Raw genomic sequence first — 16,434 nt, 5'->3', positions numbered from 1 at the left:
GCGATACAGTCAAGCTGTAGATATTAGCAAAATCACTGCGTTTGGTCAGATGCCAGTATTTTATAGATTGTTGACCGGCCTATCTTTAACCTCCTGGCGATCTCCGTAGCCCCCACTCCCTGGCTGTGCAGGGCACGGACTCTATCCTTGTCCACCCTGGGTTTACGGCCAAACTTGACCCCTTTGGCCTTGGCCTCCAGGCGGCCCTCGTTGGTGCGTTCCAGTATGCGCTGACGCTCGGGCTTGGGCCACGGCCGACAGGATGGTGACTACCATCTTGCCCATGATCCCCTCGGTGCTGATCCCATCGTCGAGGAACCGGATAGCCACACCCATGTTGTCGAACTCTTTGATGAGCTGGCCCGGAGTTGCGTCAATACAAGATCGAATAGCACTGGGATGACATTATTCACATTGCCGGTTCGCTCAAACTGGGGACCGTGCAGGCCTCCGTGGGATGCGCTGGAAGCGTAACTGGAAGCGTTTTACCCCAAAGGCGGTGGGCCGGGGGCGCCCACCCATGGGCCTGGGACGAATGTTGCGGCTGTATGTTAGTGGCCCCAACAGTGCTTTGGCTTCTCGGACCAAGGCATCGAGGATGCGATTTACGACAATCAGGCGATCCGGCGTTTCGTTGGCATTGACCTTGGCCGGGAGTCAGCACCGGATGCGACCACCTTGCTCAAGTGTCGCCGATTGCTGGAGCGCGAAGGGCTCACCGGCAAGCTGTTTGAGGCGATCAACGCTCATCTGGCTGGGCAGGGGCTGATGCTACGCGAGGGCACCGTGGTGGACGCGACGCTGCTTGCCGCATCGCCGTCCACGAAAAACCGGGCCAGAAAACGCGATCCGGAAATGCACCAGGCTCGCAGCCTGCTTCACGGCGAAGAAACAGACGTTATGTACCTGTGCTGGGTTGTGTCAGCCAGCGGTTAAGCTAACATCCGGCACAAGCTGATTTTTCTTCTGCTGGCATTGAGCCTGCTGGGGTCCGGATTTGCAGCATTGCCAACACCTGGATCAGCCTGACCGCTGCCAATTGAGAAGACGCGATGAAAAGATATCCTTACGGTTTTTCAGCAGCCTGGGCGCTTACGCTGATGTTCGCGATGGCCAGCCCCACGGTGGCAGCTCAGGCTGCACCGGATGAACAGAAAGAAACCGTTAACTGTGCGTTGATCCGGGACGGCATCCAGCGACTTGCCTGCTATGACGCCCAGAATGACCCCATTGCCGCCAGAAAAGCGGCGGACGAAGACACGTTACAGCAGGCGGATGAGGAAGCCGCTATTCCGGTGGCTGATGATGCCCGGCGGGAGCAGATCGTCAGCGATGCTCTTGAGGACGACTCAGACACCGGTCTGATGACAGCCCTGGTGGATAATTACCTGACCGCGGAGAAGGCAATTTTTTCATTCACCGGCAGTTTTGTGACCCACCGCCCCAACTACATCCTGCCATTCACCTATGTGGACGACCCTAACCCAAGGCCCACCAGCCCGAGACTGGGCCCCGCCGGCTATGACTTCGCTCTGGAAGAGGAAGAGGCGAAATACCAGATCAGTTTCAAGATTCCACTGCTGACTGGCATTTTTGATGATCGAACCACCTTCTGGTTTGGCTATACCCAGCAGTCCTACTGGCAGGTGTACAACACCAAAGACTCCGCTCCCTTCCGTGAAACCAACTACGAGCCCGAGATTTTCTTCCGGCACCGGCTGGACTGGGATCTTGGGCCTGGCACTCTGAGTGCGGTGTCTCTGAGCTTCAATCACCAGTCTAACGGTCAATCAGAACCCCGGTCGCGCAGCTGGAACCGGATCATGGGCACCGCGGCTTACAGCTATGACCGCTGGCTGTTTATGGTTAACCCCTGGTTCCGGCTGCCGGAGAGTGGCAGCGATGACGACAACTCGGATATCGAGAAGTATCTCGGACATGGTAGTTACCACGCGGTTTACAAGCTGACAGAGGACCGCACGTTCTCGCTGAAGCTTTTGAACAATATGCGTTCTACCAATCGGACGTCGGTGGAGTTCGGGTACAGTTTCCCGATGGGGGATACGATGAAGGGCTTTTTCCAGTACTACAACGGGTATGGGGAGAGTCTGATTGATTATAACGAGCGTATCGAGCGGTTTGGCGTGGGGATTCTGCTGAATAACTGGTTCTAGTCGGAGTGTGCCCGGCGCAACTCCACGCTGCCATGCATCAGGTCCGTCAGGCCATGGTGCTGAGTGTTCGCCGGAAGCGGGTCAGGGCCAAGGCAAAAAGGGTACTCCCGATAACGGCGATGGCCAGGAATTGCGGCCACACGGTGGCGAGGCCCGCGCTACGATACAGAATGGCCTGGGCCAGCATTACAAAGTGGGTGTTGGGCGCGGCGAGCATGATGTACTGGACGGCCTCCGGCATGCTCTCGCGCGGCGTCGAGCCCCCGGAGAGCATCTGCAGCGGCAGCAGCACCAGCATCAGCAGCAAGGCAAACTGCGGCATGGACCGGGCGACGGTGCCCAGGAAGATGCCCATCGAGGTGGTCGCGAACAAATGCAGCGCAGTCCCGACCAGGAACAACGCGAGCGAGCCTTCGATGGGCACGGACAGCCAACCCTGCACCACCGCAGTCAGTGCGAAGGCGGTGGCGGCAAGGACGACCAGCGCCATCGCCCATACCTTGCTGCTCATGATCTCGAAAGGCGTGACCGGCATGACCAGCAGATGCTCGACGGTGCCGTGCTCGCGCTCACGGATGAGCGCCGCGCCGGTGAGGACGATGGAGAGCATGGTCACGTTATTGATGACCTGCATGATGGCGCCGAACCACGACTTGTTGAGCTGGGGATTGAAGCGCATCCGCAGCGCCAGATCGACCGGCAACTCCGGAACCTCGCGATAACGCTGCGCGAAGGCGCGCACCTCGTCGGTGACGATGGTCTGGATATAGCCGCTGCCGGTAAATGCCTGGCTCATGCGCGTGGCATCGACGTTGAGCTGGACCGTGGGCCGCTGCCCTGCCAGCAGGTCACGCTGGAAGTTGGGCGGGATGTCAAGAGCGAAGGTGTCGAGGCCGGCATCCATGCGGGCGTCCATCTCGGCCTGCTCGATCACCTCGGGGAGAACAAAGTACGGCGGGTAAAAGGCGCTGACGATGCGCCAGGACAGCGGCGAGCGATCCTCATTCACCACCGCGATCGGCGCCTTGTTGAGGGTCTCCGGCATGGCCGTGGCCGCCGTGTAGACGGAAACGGTGAAGGCGTAGACGATCAGCACCAGCATGATCGGGTCGCGGACAAGGCTGCGCAGCTCCTTGACACCGAGATGGCAAATATTGGCAAGGCGCATAGACTATCGCTCCTGCTTCTTGAGCAGCGCGGCGGACAGCCCGATCAGGACCGGCACGGCCAGCGCCAGTGGGAGAAAGGCGCCATGCAGGTCGGAGAAGTTGAGGGCCTTCGAGAAGGTGCCGCGCGCGATCGTCAGGAAATGCGTGGTCGGATAGACCTCGCCGATCAGCCGGCCCATCCCTTCCAGGGACGAGACCGGGTCGATCATGCCGGAGAAGTTCGCCGCCGGCAGGATGGTGAGCACTGCCGTGCCGAAGATCGCCGCGATCTGGCTGCGCATGAAGGTGGAGATCAGCAGCCCCACGGCCGTGGCGGCACCAATATAGAGCAGCGCACCCACCGCCAACGTCAGGAAGCTGCCCTTCAGCGGCACGCCGAAGACGGTCACCGCGAGCAGCGTGAGCAGCAGGAAGCTCAGGAAGGACAGGACCACGTAAGGGAACTGCTTGCCGAGCAGGAACTCGAGCCGCGTAGTGGGCGTGACGTAGAAGTTGGTGATCGAGCCGAGCTCCTTCTCGCGCACCACGCTGAGCGCCGCGAGCATGGCCGGGATCAGCATGAGCAGCAGCGGGATCACCGCCGGTACCATTGCCACCAGGCTCTTGACGTCCGGGTTATAGCGGAACCGGGTCTCGATATTGACGAGCCCCGCCAAAGCCTCGCCGTAGCCGGCCTCGCGCGCCTTGGTCGCCAGCCAGTGGGCATGAATCCCCTGCACATAGCCGCGGACGGTCTCGCCCCGTGTCGGCATGGCGCCGTCGATCCAGGCGCCGGTCTCGACCCGCCGGCCCCGGGCAATGTCGCGCGCGAAGCCCGGCGGGATCTCGATCGCCAGACTGATGTCGCCTTCGCGCATTCGCCGGTCAAGATCGGCATAATCGGTGATCGGCGGCCGCTCGACGAAGTACCGGGAGCCGCTGAGGTTGAGCGTATAGTCGCGGCTGACGGTGGTCTGGTCGCGATCCAGCACCGCAAAGGTGAGATCCTCAACATCGAGGCTGATCCCATAGCCCATCACGAACATGAGGATGACGCTGCCGAGCAGCGCCAGCGTCAGCCGGATGGGATCGCGGCGCAGCTCCAACCCTTCACGCCGGGCGTGGCTGATCATGCGCCGGGGATCGAACATGCGCCGCCAGCCCTGGGGTTCGCCATGGCCTGCCGACGCGTTAACCGTATCGAGCGACGCTGTTTGCTCCTCTCCGCCTTCGCCCTCCCCCGACGCCTCCTCCAGATGCGCGACGAATGCCTCTTCCAGGGTCTCTGCGCCCCGCTGCTGCACGATATTCGCCGGCGTGTCGGTGACCAGCACCCGGCCCGCATGCATCAGCGAGATGCGGTCGCAGCGCTCAGCCTCGTTCATGAAGTGGGTGGAGATGAAGATGGTCACCCCGTCACGGCGCGACAGCTCGACCAGCCTGCGCCAGAAGGAGTCGCGCGCCACCGGGTCGACACCTGAGGTGGGCTCGTCGAGGATCAGCATCTCGGGCTTGTGGATCATGGCGACCGCCAGGGACAGGCGCTGCCGGTGGCCGAGGGGCAGCCGGCCCGGCAGGCTGTCGATCACAGCCGCCAGATCGAAACGTTCAACCATGTCGTCCACTCGCCCTGAAACCTCGGCAACGGGCACGTGAAACAGCCGGGCATGCAGCTGCAGGTTCTGCCGCACCGTCAGCTCGGTGTAGAGCGAGAAAAACTGGGACATGTAGCCGACCCGGCGCCGGGTCGCGAGGTCGTGCGGGTCCACCTCGTGTCCGAACAGCCAGGCGCGGCCTTCGCTCGGCGGCAGGAGGCCGGTCAGCATCTTCATGGTCGTGGTCTTGCCGCAGCCGTTGGAGCCGAGAAAACCGAAGATCTCACCCCGTGGGACACGCAGGTTCACATGATCGACCGCGGTGAACTCGCCGAAGCGCATGGTCAGGTCCCGGGCCTCGATGGCGGCATCGCCATCGTCTTCCGGCCGAGGCGGAATCTCGACCGCCCGATAATCCCGGCGCTTGTCTTCCGGCAGCAGCCGGATGAAGGCTGCCTCCAGCGACTCCGCCTCCGTGCTGTGCAGCAGGCCTTCGGGCGTGTCGCTGGCCAGCACCCGCCCATCGTCCATCGCCGCCAGCCAGTCGAAACGTGCCGCCTCCTCCATATAGGCCGTGGCCACCAGCACGCTCATGCCGGGCCGGGAACGACGGATGCCGGCGATCAACTCCCAGAACTGGCGTCGTGAGAGGGGGTCGACACCGGTGGTCGGCTCGTCGAGGATGAGCAGGTCCGGGTCGTGGATCAGCGCGCAGCAGAGGCCGAGCTTCTGCTTCATCCCCCGGACAGCTTGCCCGCCGCCCGATCGAGAAACGGCTTGAGCCCGGTGGCCCCGGTCAGCGCCTCGATGCGGCGCTCCCGTTCGCCGCCGTCATGCCCGAACAGGCGCCCGAAGAAGTCGAGGTTCTCGAATACCGTGAGTGTCGGATAGAGGTTCCGTCCCAGGCCCTGCGGCATGTAGGCGATACGCGGGCCGACTCGGCGGCGATGGCGCGCATCGGCCATATCGCCGCCGAGCACTGCGACCTGTCCCGTCTGGACCGCGCGGGCGCCTGCGATCAGCGCCAACAGACTTGACTTGCCGACCCCGTCCGGGCCGATCAACCCGGCCATGCAGTTCGCCGGGATGTCGATAGTGACCTCGTCGAGGGCACGCGCCTTGCCGTAGCGCAGGGACACATCCCGCAGGCGGGCAACCGGCGCGGCAGCCCCCCCGCCATCCTCGATCTGTGCATGCTCCCCCCGGCTCATTGCGGCAGTCTCGTCTGCAGTTCAGGCGGCCAATCCACCCGCGGGTCGAGCCGCACATAGGCCATGCCCGGCAGGCCGGTCTTGACCTGGAGGAGGTGCTCTCTGAGCAGGTCCGGGGCAATCCGCGCCTTGATGCGGAACATCAGCTTCTGGCGCTCTTCTTGCGTCTCCACCGTCTTGGGCGTGAACTGTGCGACGTCCGCGACGAAGGAGATTTCGACCGGGACCACGTATTGTGGAGCGGCGTCGAGCACGAGCCGCGCCTCGGCCCCGAGCGCGACCCGCCCGGCCTGTTCCGTCGGCAGGAAGAAGGTCATGTACACATCGGTGAGATCGACCATGTTCAGCACCACGCCGCCCGGGGAGAGAACCTCGCCGGGCTGAGCGACGCGGTACTGGACGCGCCCGTCACGCGGCGATTTCAGCACGCTGTCGTCGATATCCGCCTGAATGCGCTGGAGGGTGGCCCGCGCCGCTTCCACCGAGGCCTCCGCGGCAATGACATCCGACCTGGCCCGCCCTATGGCGGCTTGCGCGGCCGCCGCCTGCGCCTCCGCGGCACCGACCGCAGCCTTCGCCGCCGCGGCCGCGGCACGGTCGTCATCGAGCTGCGCCTCGGAGGCGGCATTTTTTGAGGCGAGCTCCCGGGTACGGACAAGCCGTTTTTGCGCGGCGTCGAGCTCGGCCTTCCTCTGGGCTATAAACGCCTCGGCGGCCTGCCTCTCGGCCTCGCGCTGGGTCACCAGGCTTTGCGCGGTCTCGATGCCGATGAGCGCCCGTTGCAACTGCGCCTCGGCCTCCCGGAGCTGCGCTTCCAGGACGGCCGTGTCCATTTTCGCCAAGACCTGGCCGGCGCGGACGAAGTCGCCCTCGTTGACCAGGATCTCCCGGATCCGGCCTGCGGTCCTGGCCGCGATATCGATCTCAACCGCCTCGATCCGACCGTTTCCGGCGGCGAATCCGTCGGGCAAGTCCTGCGGTTGAAAATGCCACCCGGCCCAAACGCCCAGCCCAATGACAATCGCAGCGGGGACGCCTCGAATACCTGCTTTCATGAACTTTTTCACGTCTTGGATTGCTCCACGCCAGTTGGCTCACTCATTCTTGATCATTGAATTGAGACTGAGCGAGATCTTTGTAGACCCACATCTGAAGCTGTACCTTACGCACGAACCACAGCAATTAGGCTGACCCACATCATTTTTGTCGACAAACAAATATCCGGGCGAGATTCCCAGTTTCCCTATTATCCCAGTTTATAATCATGGGTAGTAACTACGCGGACTGCTCAGAGATAGAGTTTCTATCCATGGGTAGTAAAATGGGTAGTATTGAGCGGCGATGGCTGTGAAAAATACACCAAGCAACTGTTTATAAATGCTTTTTAATTTTTATTCGTCGAGCAGGTGCAGAACCTGGAATAGCCCGGGCTTCTGTTTTAGTGGTCAGCTCTGGTTCTGTCCCAGAGTGTCCAGCTCTGCGGGCAGTTCGAACACCATCTTGCGTTTGTTGAGGGGGCAGTCGAATTCGAGATAGAAGGCCAGGAGCTGCAAGGGAACGCCTGCGGGCCGACCATACAGGCGATCACCGAGTATCGGGTGCCCGAGGCCAGCCAGATGACGGCGGATCTGGTGCTTCCGACCGGTCTCGATACTGATCTGGAGCAGGGAAGTCTGCTCAGCCTCATTGGTCGCCAGTGTCGAAACATGACTGACCGCCGGTTTTCCCTCAACGGGCGCATCAACCACCTGGTCTTGCGTCTCCATCACGCCACACACTCGCGCTTTGTAACGCTTGGTCATGGTTCTGCCTGAAAAGCGCTGGGAAAGGGCGCCTGCGGCTTTCGGGTCATGGGCAATCAGCATCAGCCCGGCGGCATCGGCATCAAGTCGGTGGATCAGGTGGCAGGGGCGCTGGAGCTGAAGTTCCGCCAGGCGAAGCAGGCTGCAATGGTCACCCCACTGTGAGCCCTGGGCCAGCAGGCCGTGAGGCTTGAACCACACTGTGTAGCGCTCCAGATCCTCCAGTAGAACCGGACCCTCCGGTTTTCTCGCCAACACCTTTTCATCGTAGTAAAGCTGCAGCCGGATGCCCGGCTTGAGTTCCTTGGTGGCGCGGCGCAGTCGAAGGCGTTTGCCCTTGTGCGTCCACCAGCAAGCACCCTTCGCCATGGCATCCTTGATTTTCTGTCGGGAGAGCCCCGGCGCCGCCTCACTCAGGGCGTCTATGGCTTTGCTGGTTTGTTTCAGGGTGATATCGATGGTGGTTCGCATGGGATTTTGCAGTCACTGAGCGGATGTATAGGCAAATGGTATCAGCTGGCTCGCCTCTGGGGTGCGGTGTTTTGGCAAAGTCCGTATAATTCCCGGCTTTACCGGTCGAAACAGGCGGCCGTCGCGTTCAGGTTTGGAGTTCTCGGGTTATGAGTCAGGCAGTTGAGCAGGGTACTCTGTACGTTATCTCCGCGCCATCCGGTGCCGGCAAGACCAGCCTTGTGGCGGAAATGCTCCGCAATGACGAGAAACTCGGCGTGTCCGTTTCCCATACCACGCGCACTATGCGAGAAGGTGAGCAGGACGGGGTGAATTATCATTTCGTGGGCAGGGTCGAGTTTGAGGCGATGATCGCCCGGGGCGATTTTCTTGAGCACGCCGACGTCTTTGGTAACTACTACGGTACCTCTCAGGTCTGGGTTCGGGAAACCCTGTCAAAGGGCCAGGATGTGATCCTGGAGATTGACTGGCAGGGCGCCGCCCAGGTACGCCGACTGATTCCCGAGTGTGTCAGCATTTTCATCGTTCCTCCTTCGCCTGAAGTGTTGCGCCAGCGACTGGTCGGCCGTGGCACCGATGCGCCGGAAGTGGTGGAGCGTCGTTTGGCAGAGGCTGAGGAGGAGTGCCGTCACGCGGTGGAGTTCGATTACCTGGTGGTCAACGATGACTTCGCCGCTGCGCTCGCTGATCTGCTGGCCATTGTTCGCGCCCAACGCCTGCGCATGGAGGTTCAGCAGCCCAGGCACCGGGCGCTCCTGGCGGGGTTGTCGGGCCCGCGCTGATACGGGGTTTTCCTGTATACAAATTGAACCGGTCACAGTAAACTGTGCGGTCTGCTGAAAACAGTCATTTTATGAGTCGGGGAAGTTATGGCACGAGTTACCGTTGAAGATTGTCTGGAAAACGTAGATAACCGCTTCCAGCTGGTAATGCTGGCAACCAAGCGTGCCCGTCAGCTCGCTACCAAGGGTGCCGAGCCGATGGTGGCTGAAGAAAATGATAAGCCCACGGTTATCGCCCTGCGCGAAATTGCCGAAGGCAAGGTTACTCGTGATCTGCTCAAGGAAGACGACGACGAGTAAGGCACCTGCGGCCAGTTATATAAGTATCTGTCCGCAAGTGAGAAGCATTGAAATCTGTCCCCGCGGTTTTATAGTGTAACTATAGAACGTTGCTGGAAGGACTATGGAAGGACCCGGATGCGTGCATTCGGGTTTTTTTGTCCCTGAATTTCATGGAATTGTGGAGGCGCGGTGTCGGCAGAGGCTACGGTTGAAGGACTGGCTCGAGAGCTCAGCTCCTATCTTGATACCAATCGCATCAACCAGGTGCGACGGGCCTACTATTACGCCGAGCAGGCCCATGAGGGCCAGATGCGCAAGAGCGGCGACCGCTACATTACCCATCCCCTGGCTGTTGCCCATATTCTCGCCGACCTGCGGCTGGATCATCAGAGTCTGATGGCGGCCATGCTCCATGATGTGATTGAAGACACCGGTATTCCCAAGGACGCTCTGGCGGAACAGTTTGGCGAGGACGTTGCGGAACTGGTGGATGGTGTCAGCAAACTGACCCAGATCGAGTTCCGCTCCAGGGCGGAAGCCCAGGCCGAAAACTTCCAGAAAATGACCCTGGCCATGGCGCGGGACATCCGGGTCATTCTGGTGAAGCTGGCGGACCGGTTGCACAACATGCGCACGCTCGGCCCGATGCCTTACGAAAAGCGCCAACGCATCGCCACCGAAACACTCGACATCTATGCCCCCATCGCGAACCGCCTGGGCATGCACTCCATCTGCACCGAGCTTGAGGACCTGGGCTTTACCTCCCTGTACCCCATGCGCTCCAAGTACATTTCCAAGGCCGTGGACAAACTCCGGGGCAGTCATCGGGAAATTATCGAGGATATCCGCGGGAAGCTGCAGGAAAAGCTGGAGGAGCGAGGCCTGCCGGGCCGGATTCTGGGCCGGGAAAAACACCTGAACAGCATCTATAACAAGATGAAGTTCAAGCAGAAGTCCTTCCATGAAATCATGGATGTGTATGCCTTCCGGATTATTACCGACACCGAAGATGACTGCTACCGCATCCTTGGCGCCGTTCACAGCCTGTACAAGCCGCTGCCTGGCCGGTTCAAGGACTACATTGCCATGCCCAAGGCCAATGGCTATCAGTCGCTCCATACCACTCTGTTCGGTATGCATGTGAACATCGAGATCCAGATCCGTACGGAGGAGATGGAGCACATCGCCAATAACGGTATCGCGGCTCACTGGATGTACAAGAACGAGCCCAGCAGCGTAACCAGCGTGAATCAGGCGCGGGTGGACCGCTGGGTGAAGGGGTTGATGGAAATGCGGGAGCGGGCCGATGACTCCATGGAGTTCATCGAACACGTGAAAGTGGATCTGTTCCCGGATGAAATCTACGTGTTCACGCCCAAAGGCCGCATCATGGAGTTGCCCAGCGGGGCAACGCCGGTGGACTTCGCCTACGCCATCCATACCGATATTGGTAACGCTACCGTTGCCTGTCGCATCAACCGCAACCTGGGTTCATTGAGTCAGCCTCTGCAGAGTGGCCAGACCGTCGAGATCATTACCGCACCCGGCGCCCGGCCTAACCCGGCGTGGCTGAGTTTTGTGGTGACCGGCAAGGCGCGCAGCAGTATCCGTCATGTGCTCAAGAGCCAGAAGCGGGCGGAATCGCTGGAGCTGGGCCGCACATTGCTCAAGAAGTCCCTCAAAGGCTTCGGCGCGAAACTGTCAGAGATAAGCGACGCCCAGAAGCAGGCGGTCGTGAATCATAATCAGGTGAACAGTTTTGATGATCTGATCAGTGACATCGGCCTGGGTAATCGTATGGCCTACCTGGTTGCCCGTCAGCTAGTCAGCGGCTCCGAAGAAACTGAGGCAGCTGAGGGGCCTCGCGATATCGAGGGTGGCAATCACAGCCCCGTGACCATCCGTGGCACCGAAGGTTTGCTGGTCCGGTTCGCCAGCTGTTGTAAGCCGATTCCGGGAGACCCGGTGGTTGGGGTGATGGATTCCGGCAAAGGCATGGTGATTCATTCTGATACCTGCTCCCGCTTGCCGGAGGATGACGAGGGCCGGGCCCGCCTGACCCATCTGAAGTGGGCCAAGGACATTACCGATGAGTTTTCCGTTGAGCTGCGGGTAGAGCTGGAGCGCCAGCGTGGTGTGATTGCCGAGATGGCCAACGCCGTAGCCATGGCTGACGGAAACATCGAGCGCATTAATGTGGAAGAGCAGAATGCCCGGTTTGGCGTTGTCAGCCTGGTGGTGCACGTCAATGGTCGGCGGCACCTGGCCCGGGTAATGCGTCGAATCCGCAACATTCGTGCAATTACCCACATCAGCCGCGTGCGGCACTGAACCTGACCAAAGCCCGGTTGACAGGCGCGCGCCGCAAGGGCGACGATTGGCGTTTTGGATGAGAGGAAACCAAGGGTCATGACCAACAAATCTGTAATTCAGACCGAGAATGCGCCCCAGGCGATCGGTACTTACTCCCAGGCGGTCAAGGCAGGGGACACCGTGTACCTGTCTGGCCAGATTCCGCTGGTACCGGAAACCATGGAAGTGGTCGCCGGCGATTTTTCTGCCAAGACCCGACAGGTGTTTGATAACCTCAAGGCTGTCTGCGAGGCCGCCGGTGGCGAGCTGAAGGACATCGTGAAACTGAACATCTACATGACTGATCTGGCGAATTTCGCCACGGTCAACGAGATCATGGCCACCTATTTTCAGGAGCCCTATCCGGCCCGCGCAGCGGTGGGTGTTGCGGCCCTGCCCAAGGGTGTGCCCATTGAAATGGAAGCGGTGATGGTGCTCAGCTGAGAGCTGATGGCACCAGAATTCAGAAAAGGCGGCCTCTGGCCGCCTTTTTTGTTTTTAACGCCGAAGGCTCAGCCCTGGTCGATCATGGCACGGTAGCCGGCCCGGAAATCCGGATAGCGGAACTGAAAGCCGGTGCTTAGAAGTCTTTTGTTGCAGCAGCGTTTACTGCCGGCCCGCCCGCCTCTTCGGGCATCGGGCTTTGGCTCGGCACAGGGCGTTTGCTGTCGGACCCAGTCCACCACCTCATCAAGCCGCACCGGCTCGCAGTCGCTGGCAAGGTAGCAGGTTTGAAGAGTCGCTCCCGAAAGTGCCAGCTTCACCAGATGGCCTGCCGCGTCTGCAGCGTCGTCTTCATGAATCCGGTTGCTGAACGGTGCTGGCTTAGACGGATCCATGCGTCCCGCCTGGACCTCCTCAAGAAAACGCCGCCGGGAGAACCCATAAATGCCGCTGTAGCGAATGATCGTTGCCGGATGGCCGCTTTCCAGCGCGGTCTGCTCACCGGCCAGAACCTGCTCGCCGCTGAACCGGGCGGGTTTGGCAGGGCTGAGTTCATCCACCCAGCTATCGTCATCCTGTGAATAGACACTGCTGCTACTGACAAAGAACAGGTGCTTTAGTGATTGACTGCCCAGGGCTTTCAACAGATTTGCCAGGCCGGTCACGTAGGCGTCCCGATAGCCCTGCTCATCGTAGCTGGAGGGCGTCAGGCAATAGAGAACGATGTCGAGCCCTTCCGGCAGTTTACCTCTGAGGGTTTCCGGTTGGGTCAGGTCGGCGCCGATGCCTTGAATGCCCTCGGGAACCCGGTCCGGGTTTCTGCGCAGGCCGAACACGGTGGCCGATGTTTCCAGCCGGCTGGCAATGGCACCCCCGAGTTTGCCACAACCGGCCACCAGAATTCGGGGCGCCTTACTACCTTCGGTGATTGCCATAGACAATTTCAATCCTTATGCTTGACCTCATAAATTCGTGAAACTTCGACCCGCATCTTTCTGACCGGAGCTCACCATGACTCTCACCGAGTTACGATACGTCGTTACGCTGGCCCGCGAAAGGCATTTTGGCCGGGCCGCAGAGCGTTGCCATGTCAGTCAGCCAACGCTCAGTGTTGCCGTTAAAAAGTTGGAGGATGAGCTCGGAATCCCTCTGTTCGAGCGAAGCAAAAGCAGCATCCGTGTCACCGAAACCGGCCTACGCATTATTGAGCAGGCACAGCGTGTCCTTGATCAGGTAGGCCTGATCAAGGACATGGCGCAGGATGGCAAGAACCAGCTCAACTCACCTTTGAAAGTGGGTGCCATCTATACCATTGGTCCCTATCTGTTCCCGCACCTGCTGCCGGAACTGCGGCGTGCTGCTCCGGAAATGCCGCTTTACATTGAAGAGAATTACACTGCCAACCTGAGGCAGAAACTCCGGCAGTCCGAGCTGGACGCCATTATTATTGCTCTGCCGTTTGAAGAGCCGGAAGTGGTTACCCTGCCGCTGTACGACGAGCCGTTTGTTGTCCTGCTGCCTGCCGGACACCCGCTGGCAAGCAAGGAGCAGTTGACGGCCGATGAACTGGCTAAAGAGCAATTGCTATTGCTGGGGCCAGGCCACTGTTTCCGGGATCAGGTGCTGGAGTCCTGTCCACCCCTGGTGGAGGCGGTAACGCATCGGGCCAACAACGGCTCACCGGCTCTGGTCACCGAAGGCAGTTCCCTGGAAACCATTCGCCATATGGTCGCCTCCGGTCTGGGCATCACGGTACTGCCACTCTCGGCCGCCACGGCCATGCAGTACCATGAGGACATTCTGGCCGTTCGGCCGTTCGCGCCGCCGGTGCCGTTCCGCACGGTGGCTCTGGCCTGGCGGGTTACCTTCCCCCGGCCCAAGGCTATTGATGTGCTGTCCCTGGCTGCCAGTCAGTGCCGGGTCATTGAAAAGGCGAAAACGGATACGCCGGCTGTGGCCGAAAGCGCCTGAGCCTGACTATGACGTCACTGGATGACATACCGGTCACCCAGCTCAAGGGCGTAGGGAACGCCCTGGCGGAGAAACTCGCCAAGCTGGGTATCACCTCCCTGCAGGATCTGTTGTTCCATTTGCCCCATCGGTACGAAGACCGCACCCGTATCGTACCCATGGGAAGCCTTCGCATTGGCGATGTGGCGGTGGTTGAAGGGGAGGTGATGAAAGCCGATCTCGTGATGGGGCGCAGGCGCAGCCTGCAGGTGACTCTGCGGGATAACAGCGGCTTCCTGGTGATGCGTTTTTTTCATTTCAACGCCGCCCAGAAGAACCAGCTGAGCGAGGGCGCCAGGGTTCGCTGCTTTGGCGAGGTTCGTCCGGGCCGTGCAGGTTATGAGTTTTACCACCCGGAATACCAGGTTAATCCACCGCCTATGCCAGCTGAAGGTGAGGCTACCCTGACGCCGGTTTACCCACTGACCGAGGGGATTCAGCAGCCCCGGGTGCGCTCGCTGTGCCAGCAGGCCCTGGGCTATCTCCAGCGGTTCCCGATTCGCGACTGGCTGCCGGAGAATCTGCTGGCCGAGTACCAGTTGCCCGGAATCACCGACGCCGTGCAGCTTGTGCATTCCCCTCCTGCGAGCGCACCGGTAAATCTCCTGATGGAGGGGCGTCACCCGGCTCAGCAGCGCCTGGTAATGGAGGAGTTGCTGGCGCACCAACTTAGCTTGCTTCAGGTACGCGAACAAATCCAGGCCAGGGAGGCGCTGCCACTTTTGCCCACGGGGGATCTGCCCGACCGTTTCCTGGATTCCCTGCCTTTCACGCTCACCGGTGCCCAGCGTCATGTGCTGGCCGACATCCGTCAGGACCTGAGTCAGCCGCTGCCAATGCTCCGGCTTGTCCAGGGGGATGTTGGCTCCGGCAAGACCGTGGTGGCGGCGCTAGCCGCCTTGCAGGCCATTGGCGCCGGTGCCCAGGTGGCATTGATGGCGCCCACCGAAATCCTCGCTGAACAGCATTTCCAGAATTTCCGGGCCTGGCTGGAGCCACTCGGTATTCGCCTCGCCTGGCTATCCGGGAAGGTCAAGGGTAAGGCCCGGGCTGAAACACTGGACGCGGTCCAATCCGGCAATGCCACCGTGGTGATAGGCACCCATGCCTTGTTCCAGGAAGACGTCGAGTTTCACCGCCTTGCCCTGGTGATCGTGGACGAACAGCATCGTTTCGGCGTACACCAGAGGCTGGCCTTGCGGGAAAAGGGCGTGGGTGGGTCGCTGGCACCCCACCAGCTGATCATGACGGCAACGCCGATTCCCCGAACGCTGGCCATGAGCGCCTATGCAGACCTGGATACCTCAGTTATTGACGAACTTCCGCCGGGCAGAAAGCCGATAGAAACCATCGTGATTCCCGACAGCCGCAGGGAAGATGTGATTGAACGGGTTCGCAGCGCTTGCCATGAAGGGCGACAGGCCTACTGGGTCTGCACTCTCATAGAAGAATCCGAAGCCCTGCAGTGTCAGGCGGCAGAGGTCACCGCTCAGGAGTTGGCCGAGCGATTGCCGGATCTGAAGGTGGGGCTGGTGCACGGGCGGCTAAAGGCTCAGGAAAAGGCGGCGGTGATGGAGCAGTTCAAGGTAGGCGAATTGGATCTGCTGGTTGCAACCACGGTTATTGAGGTCGGCGTGGACGTACCGAACGCCTCGCTGATTATCATTGAAAACCCTGAACGGCTTGGGCTGGCACAGCTGCATCAGCTTCGCGGTCGTGTTGGCAGGGGCGAGCAGGCCAGTTTCTGTGTGCTGATGTATCACCCGCCGTTGTCTGTGAATGGCAAGGCACGACTACAGGCCCTGAGGGACAGTCAGGATGGCTTCTTCATCGCCGAGAAAGACCTGGAAATCAGGGGGCCGGGAGAGGTGTTGGGGACCCGGCAAACCGGTATGATGCAGTTTCGGCTGGCGGACTTTGAACGGGACAAGGGCTGGATCGAGCCGGTTCGGGAAATGGCGCCAGGCCTGATGGCTCACCCGGAGATTGTCGGCGCTCTGGTTCGACGTTGGCTTGGTGAAAGAATCCGTTACGGGGATGTATAAAACGTCCATTCGGTCGCTGAGTGCGTATGAAAGCGGTCTGGAAATAGAGTTCGGTCAACGTCAGGGTAATTTCTTTGCCCTATACTGAGTTTAGTGTGAATTTCAGGCTCGGCGTATA

The 16,434-nt window shown here is 60.5% G+C and carries 11 protein-coding genes and 3 pseudogenes; 8 read left to right on the top strand and 6 right to left on the bottom strand.

Translation table 11 applies throughout. The features are described from left to right. Positions 1-32 precede the first annotated feature (32 nt). Positions 33-360: pseudogene (locus ABNF92_RS07840) on the bottom strand (helix-turn-helix domain-containing protein); the annotation flags it as partial. Between the two features lie 141 nt (positions 361-501). Here ABNF92_RS07840 and ABNF92_RS07835 point away from each other — a divergent pair. Then, positions 502-870: pseudogene (locus ABNF92_RS07835) on the top strand (transposase); the annotation flags it as partial. 239 nt (positions 871-1,109) lie between these two features. After that, positions 1,110-2,174 (top strand): phospholipase A, encoded by a 1,065-nt coding sequence (locus ABNF92_RS07830; RefSeq protein WP_223268867.1) that lies wholly within the window; start codon positions 1,110-1,112, stop codon positions 2,172-2,174. A gap of 46 nt (positions 2,175-2,220) precedes the next feature. On the opposite strand, the gene ABNF92_RS07825 is transcribed toward ABNF92_RS07830, so the two are convergent. The 4 genes and pseudogenes from ABNF92_RS07825 to ABNF92_RS07810 form a co-directional block, all read right to left on the bottom strand. Then, complete coding sequence (locus ABNF92_RS07825) at positions 2,221-3,342, bottom strand: ABC transporter permease (RefSeq protein ID WP_011784164.1); 1,122 nt, start codon at positions 3,340-3,342, stop codon at positions 2,221-2,223. 3 nt (positions 3,343-3,345) lie between these two features. Next, positions 3,346-6,128, bottom strand: a pseudogene (rbbA, locus tag ABNF92_RS07820) (ribosome-associated ATPase/putative transporter RbbA). Next, positions 6,125-7,183: an HlyD family efflux transporter periplasmic adaptor subunit gene (locus tag ABNF92_RS07815; protein WP_011784165.1), complete on the bottom strand. Its 1,059-nt coding sequence runs from the start codon at positions 7,181-7,183 to the stop codon at positions 6,125-6,127. Before ABNF92_RS07815 ends, rbbA begins: the two are co-directional and overlap by 4 nt. A gap of 390 nt (positions 7,184-7,573) precedes the next feature. Beyond that, positions 7,574-8,401, bottom strand: coding sequence for an RluA family pseudouridine synthase (locus tag ABNF92_RS07810; protein ID WP_349343867.1), 828 nt, complete (start codon positions 8,399-8,401; stop codon positions 7,574-7,576). A gap of 149 nt (positions 8,402-8,550) precedes the next feature. On the opposite strand from ABNF92_RS07810, the gene gmk reads away from it, so the two are divergent. The 4 genes from gmk (at position 8,551) to ABNF92_RS07790 (ending at position 12,261) form a co-directional block, all read left to right on the top strand. Beyond that, positions 8,551-9,183 carry a guanylate kinase gene (gene gmk, locus ABNF92_RS07805; protein ID WP_136630810.1) on the top strand — a complete coding sequence of 211 codons (633 nt, stop codon included), beginning with the start codon at positions 8,551-8,553 and terminating at the stop codon, positions 9,181-9,183. A gap of 87 nt (positions 9,184-9,270) precedes the next feature. Next, the gene (gene rpoZ, locus ABNF92_RS07800; protein ID WP_069184782.1) at positions 9,271-9,483 is read left to right on the top strand and encodes a DNA-directed RNA polymerase subunit omega; all 213 of its coding nucleotides are present in this window, start codon (positions 9,271-9,273) and stop codon (positions 9,481-9,483) included. Between the two features lie 171 nt (positions 9,484-9,654). Next, a complete protein-coding gene (locus ABNF92_RS07795; RefSeq protein ID WP_136631405.1) occupies positions 9,655-11,796 on the top strand; it encodes a RelA/SpoT family protein in 2,142 nt (713 codons plus the stop codon). A 78-nt stretch (positions 11,797-11,874) separates the two neighbouring features. Further along, entirely contained in the window at positions 11,875-12,261 is a 387-nt protein-coding gene (locus ABNF92_RS07790) for a RidA family protein (RefSeq protein WP_008169589.1), read from the top strand. A 68-nt stretch (positions 12,262-12,329) separates the two neighbouring features. Here ABNF92_RS07790 and ABNF92_RS07785 read toward each other — a convergent pair whose 3' ends face one another. Further along, positions 12,330-13,196, bottom strand: coding sequence for an NAD-dependent epimerase/dehydratase family protein (locus tag ABNF92_RS07785; protein ID WP_349343866.1), 867 nt, complete (start codon positions 13,194-13,196; stop codon positions 12,330-12,332). A 76-nt stretch (positions 13,197-13,272) separates the two neighbouring features. Between ABNF92_RS07785 and ABNF92_RS07780 the strand changes: the two genes are divergently transcribed. Then, the gene (locus ABNF92_RS07780) at positions 13,273-14,232 is read left to right on the top strand and encodes a hydrogen peroxide-inducible genes activator (RefSeq protein WP_069184785.1); all 960 of its coding nucleotides are present in this window, start codon (positions 13,273-13,275) and stop codon (positions 14,230-14,232) included. A gap of 8 nt (positions 14,233-14,240) precedes the next feature. Then, on the top strand, positions 14,241-16,316 hold the full coding sequence (gene recG, locus ABNF92_RS07775; RefSeq protein ID WP_349343865.1) for an ATP-dependent DNA helicase RecG: 2,076 nt from the start codon (positions 14,241-14,243) through the stop codon (positions 16,314-16,316). Positions 16,317-16,434: the final 118 nt, after the last annotated feature.

Source organism: Marinobacter sp. MMG032, assembly GCF_040112695.1.
GTDB lineage: Bacteria > Pseudomonadota > Gammaproteobacteria > Pseudomonadales > Oleiphilaceae > Marinobacter > Marinobacter salsuginis.
This window is presented reverse-complemented; position numbering and strand designations above follow the sequence as displayed.

Coding starts and splice junctions, on each gene's coding strand:
- ABNF92_RS07830 (WP_223268867.1), top strand. CDS start 1,110: ATGGCCAGCCCCACGGTGGCAGCTCAGGCTGCACCGGATGAACAGAAA.
- ABNF92_RS07825 (WP_011784164.1), bottom strand. CDS start 3,342: ATGCGCCTTGCCAATATTTGCCATCTCGGTGTCAAGGAGCTGCGCAGC.
- ABNF92_RS07815 (WP_011784165.1), bottom strand. CDS start 7,183: ATGAAAGCAGGTATTCGAGGCGTCCCCGCTGCGATTGTCATTGGGCTG.
- ABNF92_RS07810 (WP_349343867.1), bottom strand. CDS start 8,401: ATGCGAACCACCATCGATATCACCCTGAAACAAACCAGCAAAGCCATA.
- gmk (WP_136630810.1), top strand. CDS start 8,551: ATGAGTCAGGCAGTTGAGCAGGGTACTCTGTACGTTATCTCCGCGCCA.
- rpoZ (WP_069184782.1), top strand. CDS start 9,271: ATGGCACGAGTTACCGTTGAAGATTGTCTGGAAAACGTAGATAACCGC.
- ABNF92_RS07790 (WP_008169589.1), top strand. CDS start 11,875: ATGACCAACAAATCTGTAATTCAGACCGAGAATGCGCCCCAGGCGATC.
- ABNF92_RS07785 (WP_349343866.1), bottom strand. CDS start 13,196: ATGGCAATCACCGAAGGTAGTAAGGCGCCCCGAATTCTGGTGGCCGGT.
- ABNF92_RS07780 (WP_069184785.1), top strand. CDS start 13,273: ATGACTCTCACCGAGTTACGATACGTCGTTACGCTGGCCCGCGAAAGG.
- recG (WP_349343865.1), top strand. CDS start 14,241: ATGACGTCACTGGATGACATACCGGTCACCCAGCTCAAGGGCGTAGGG.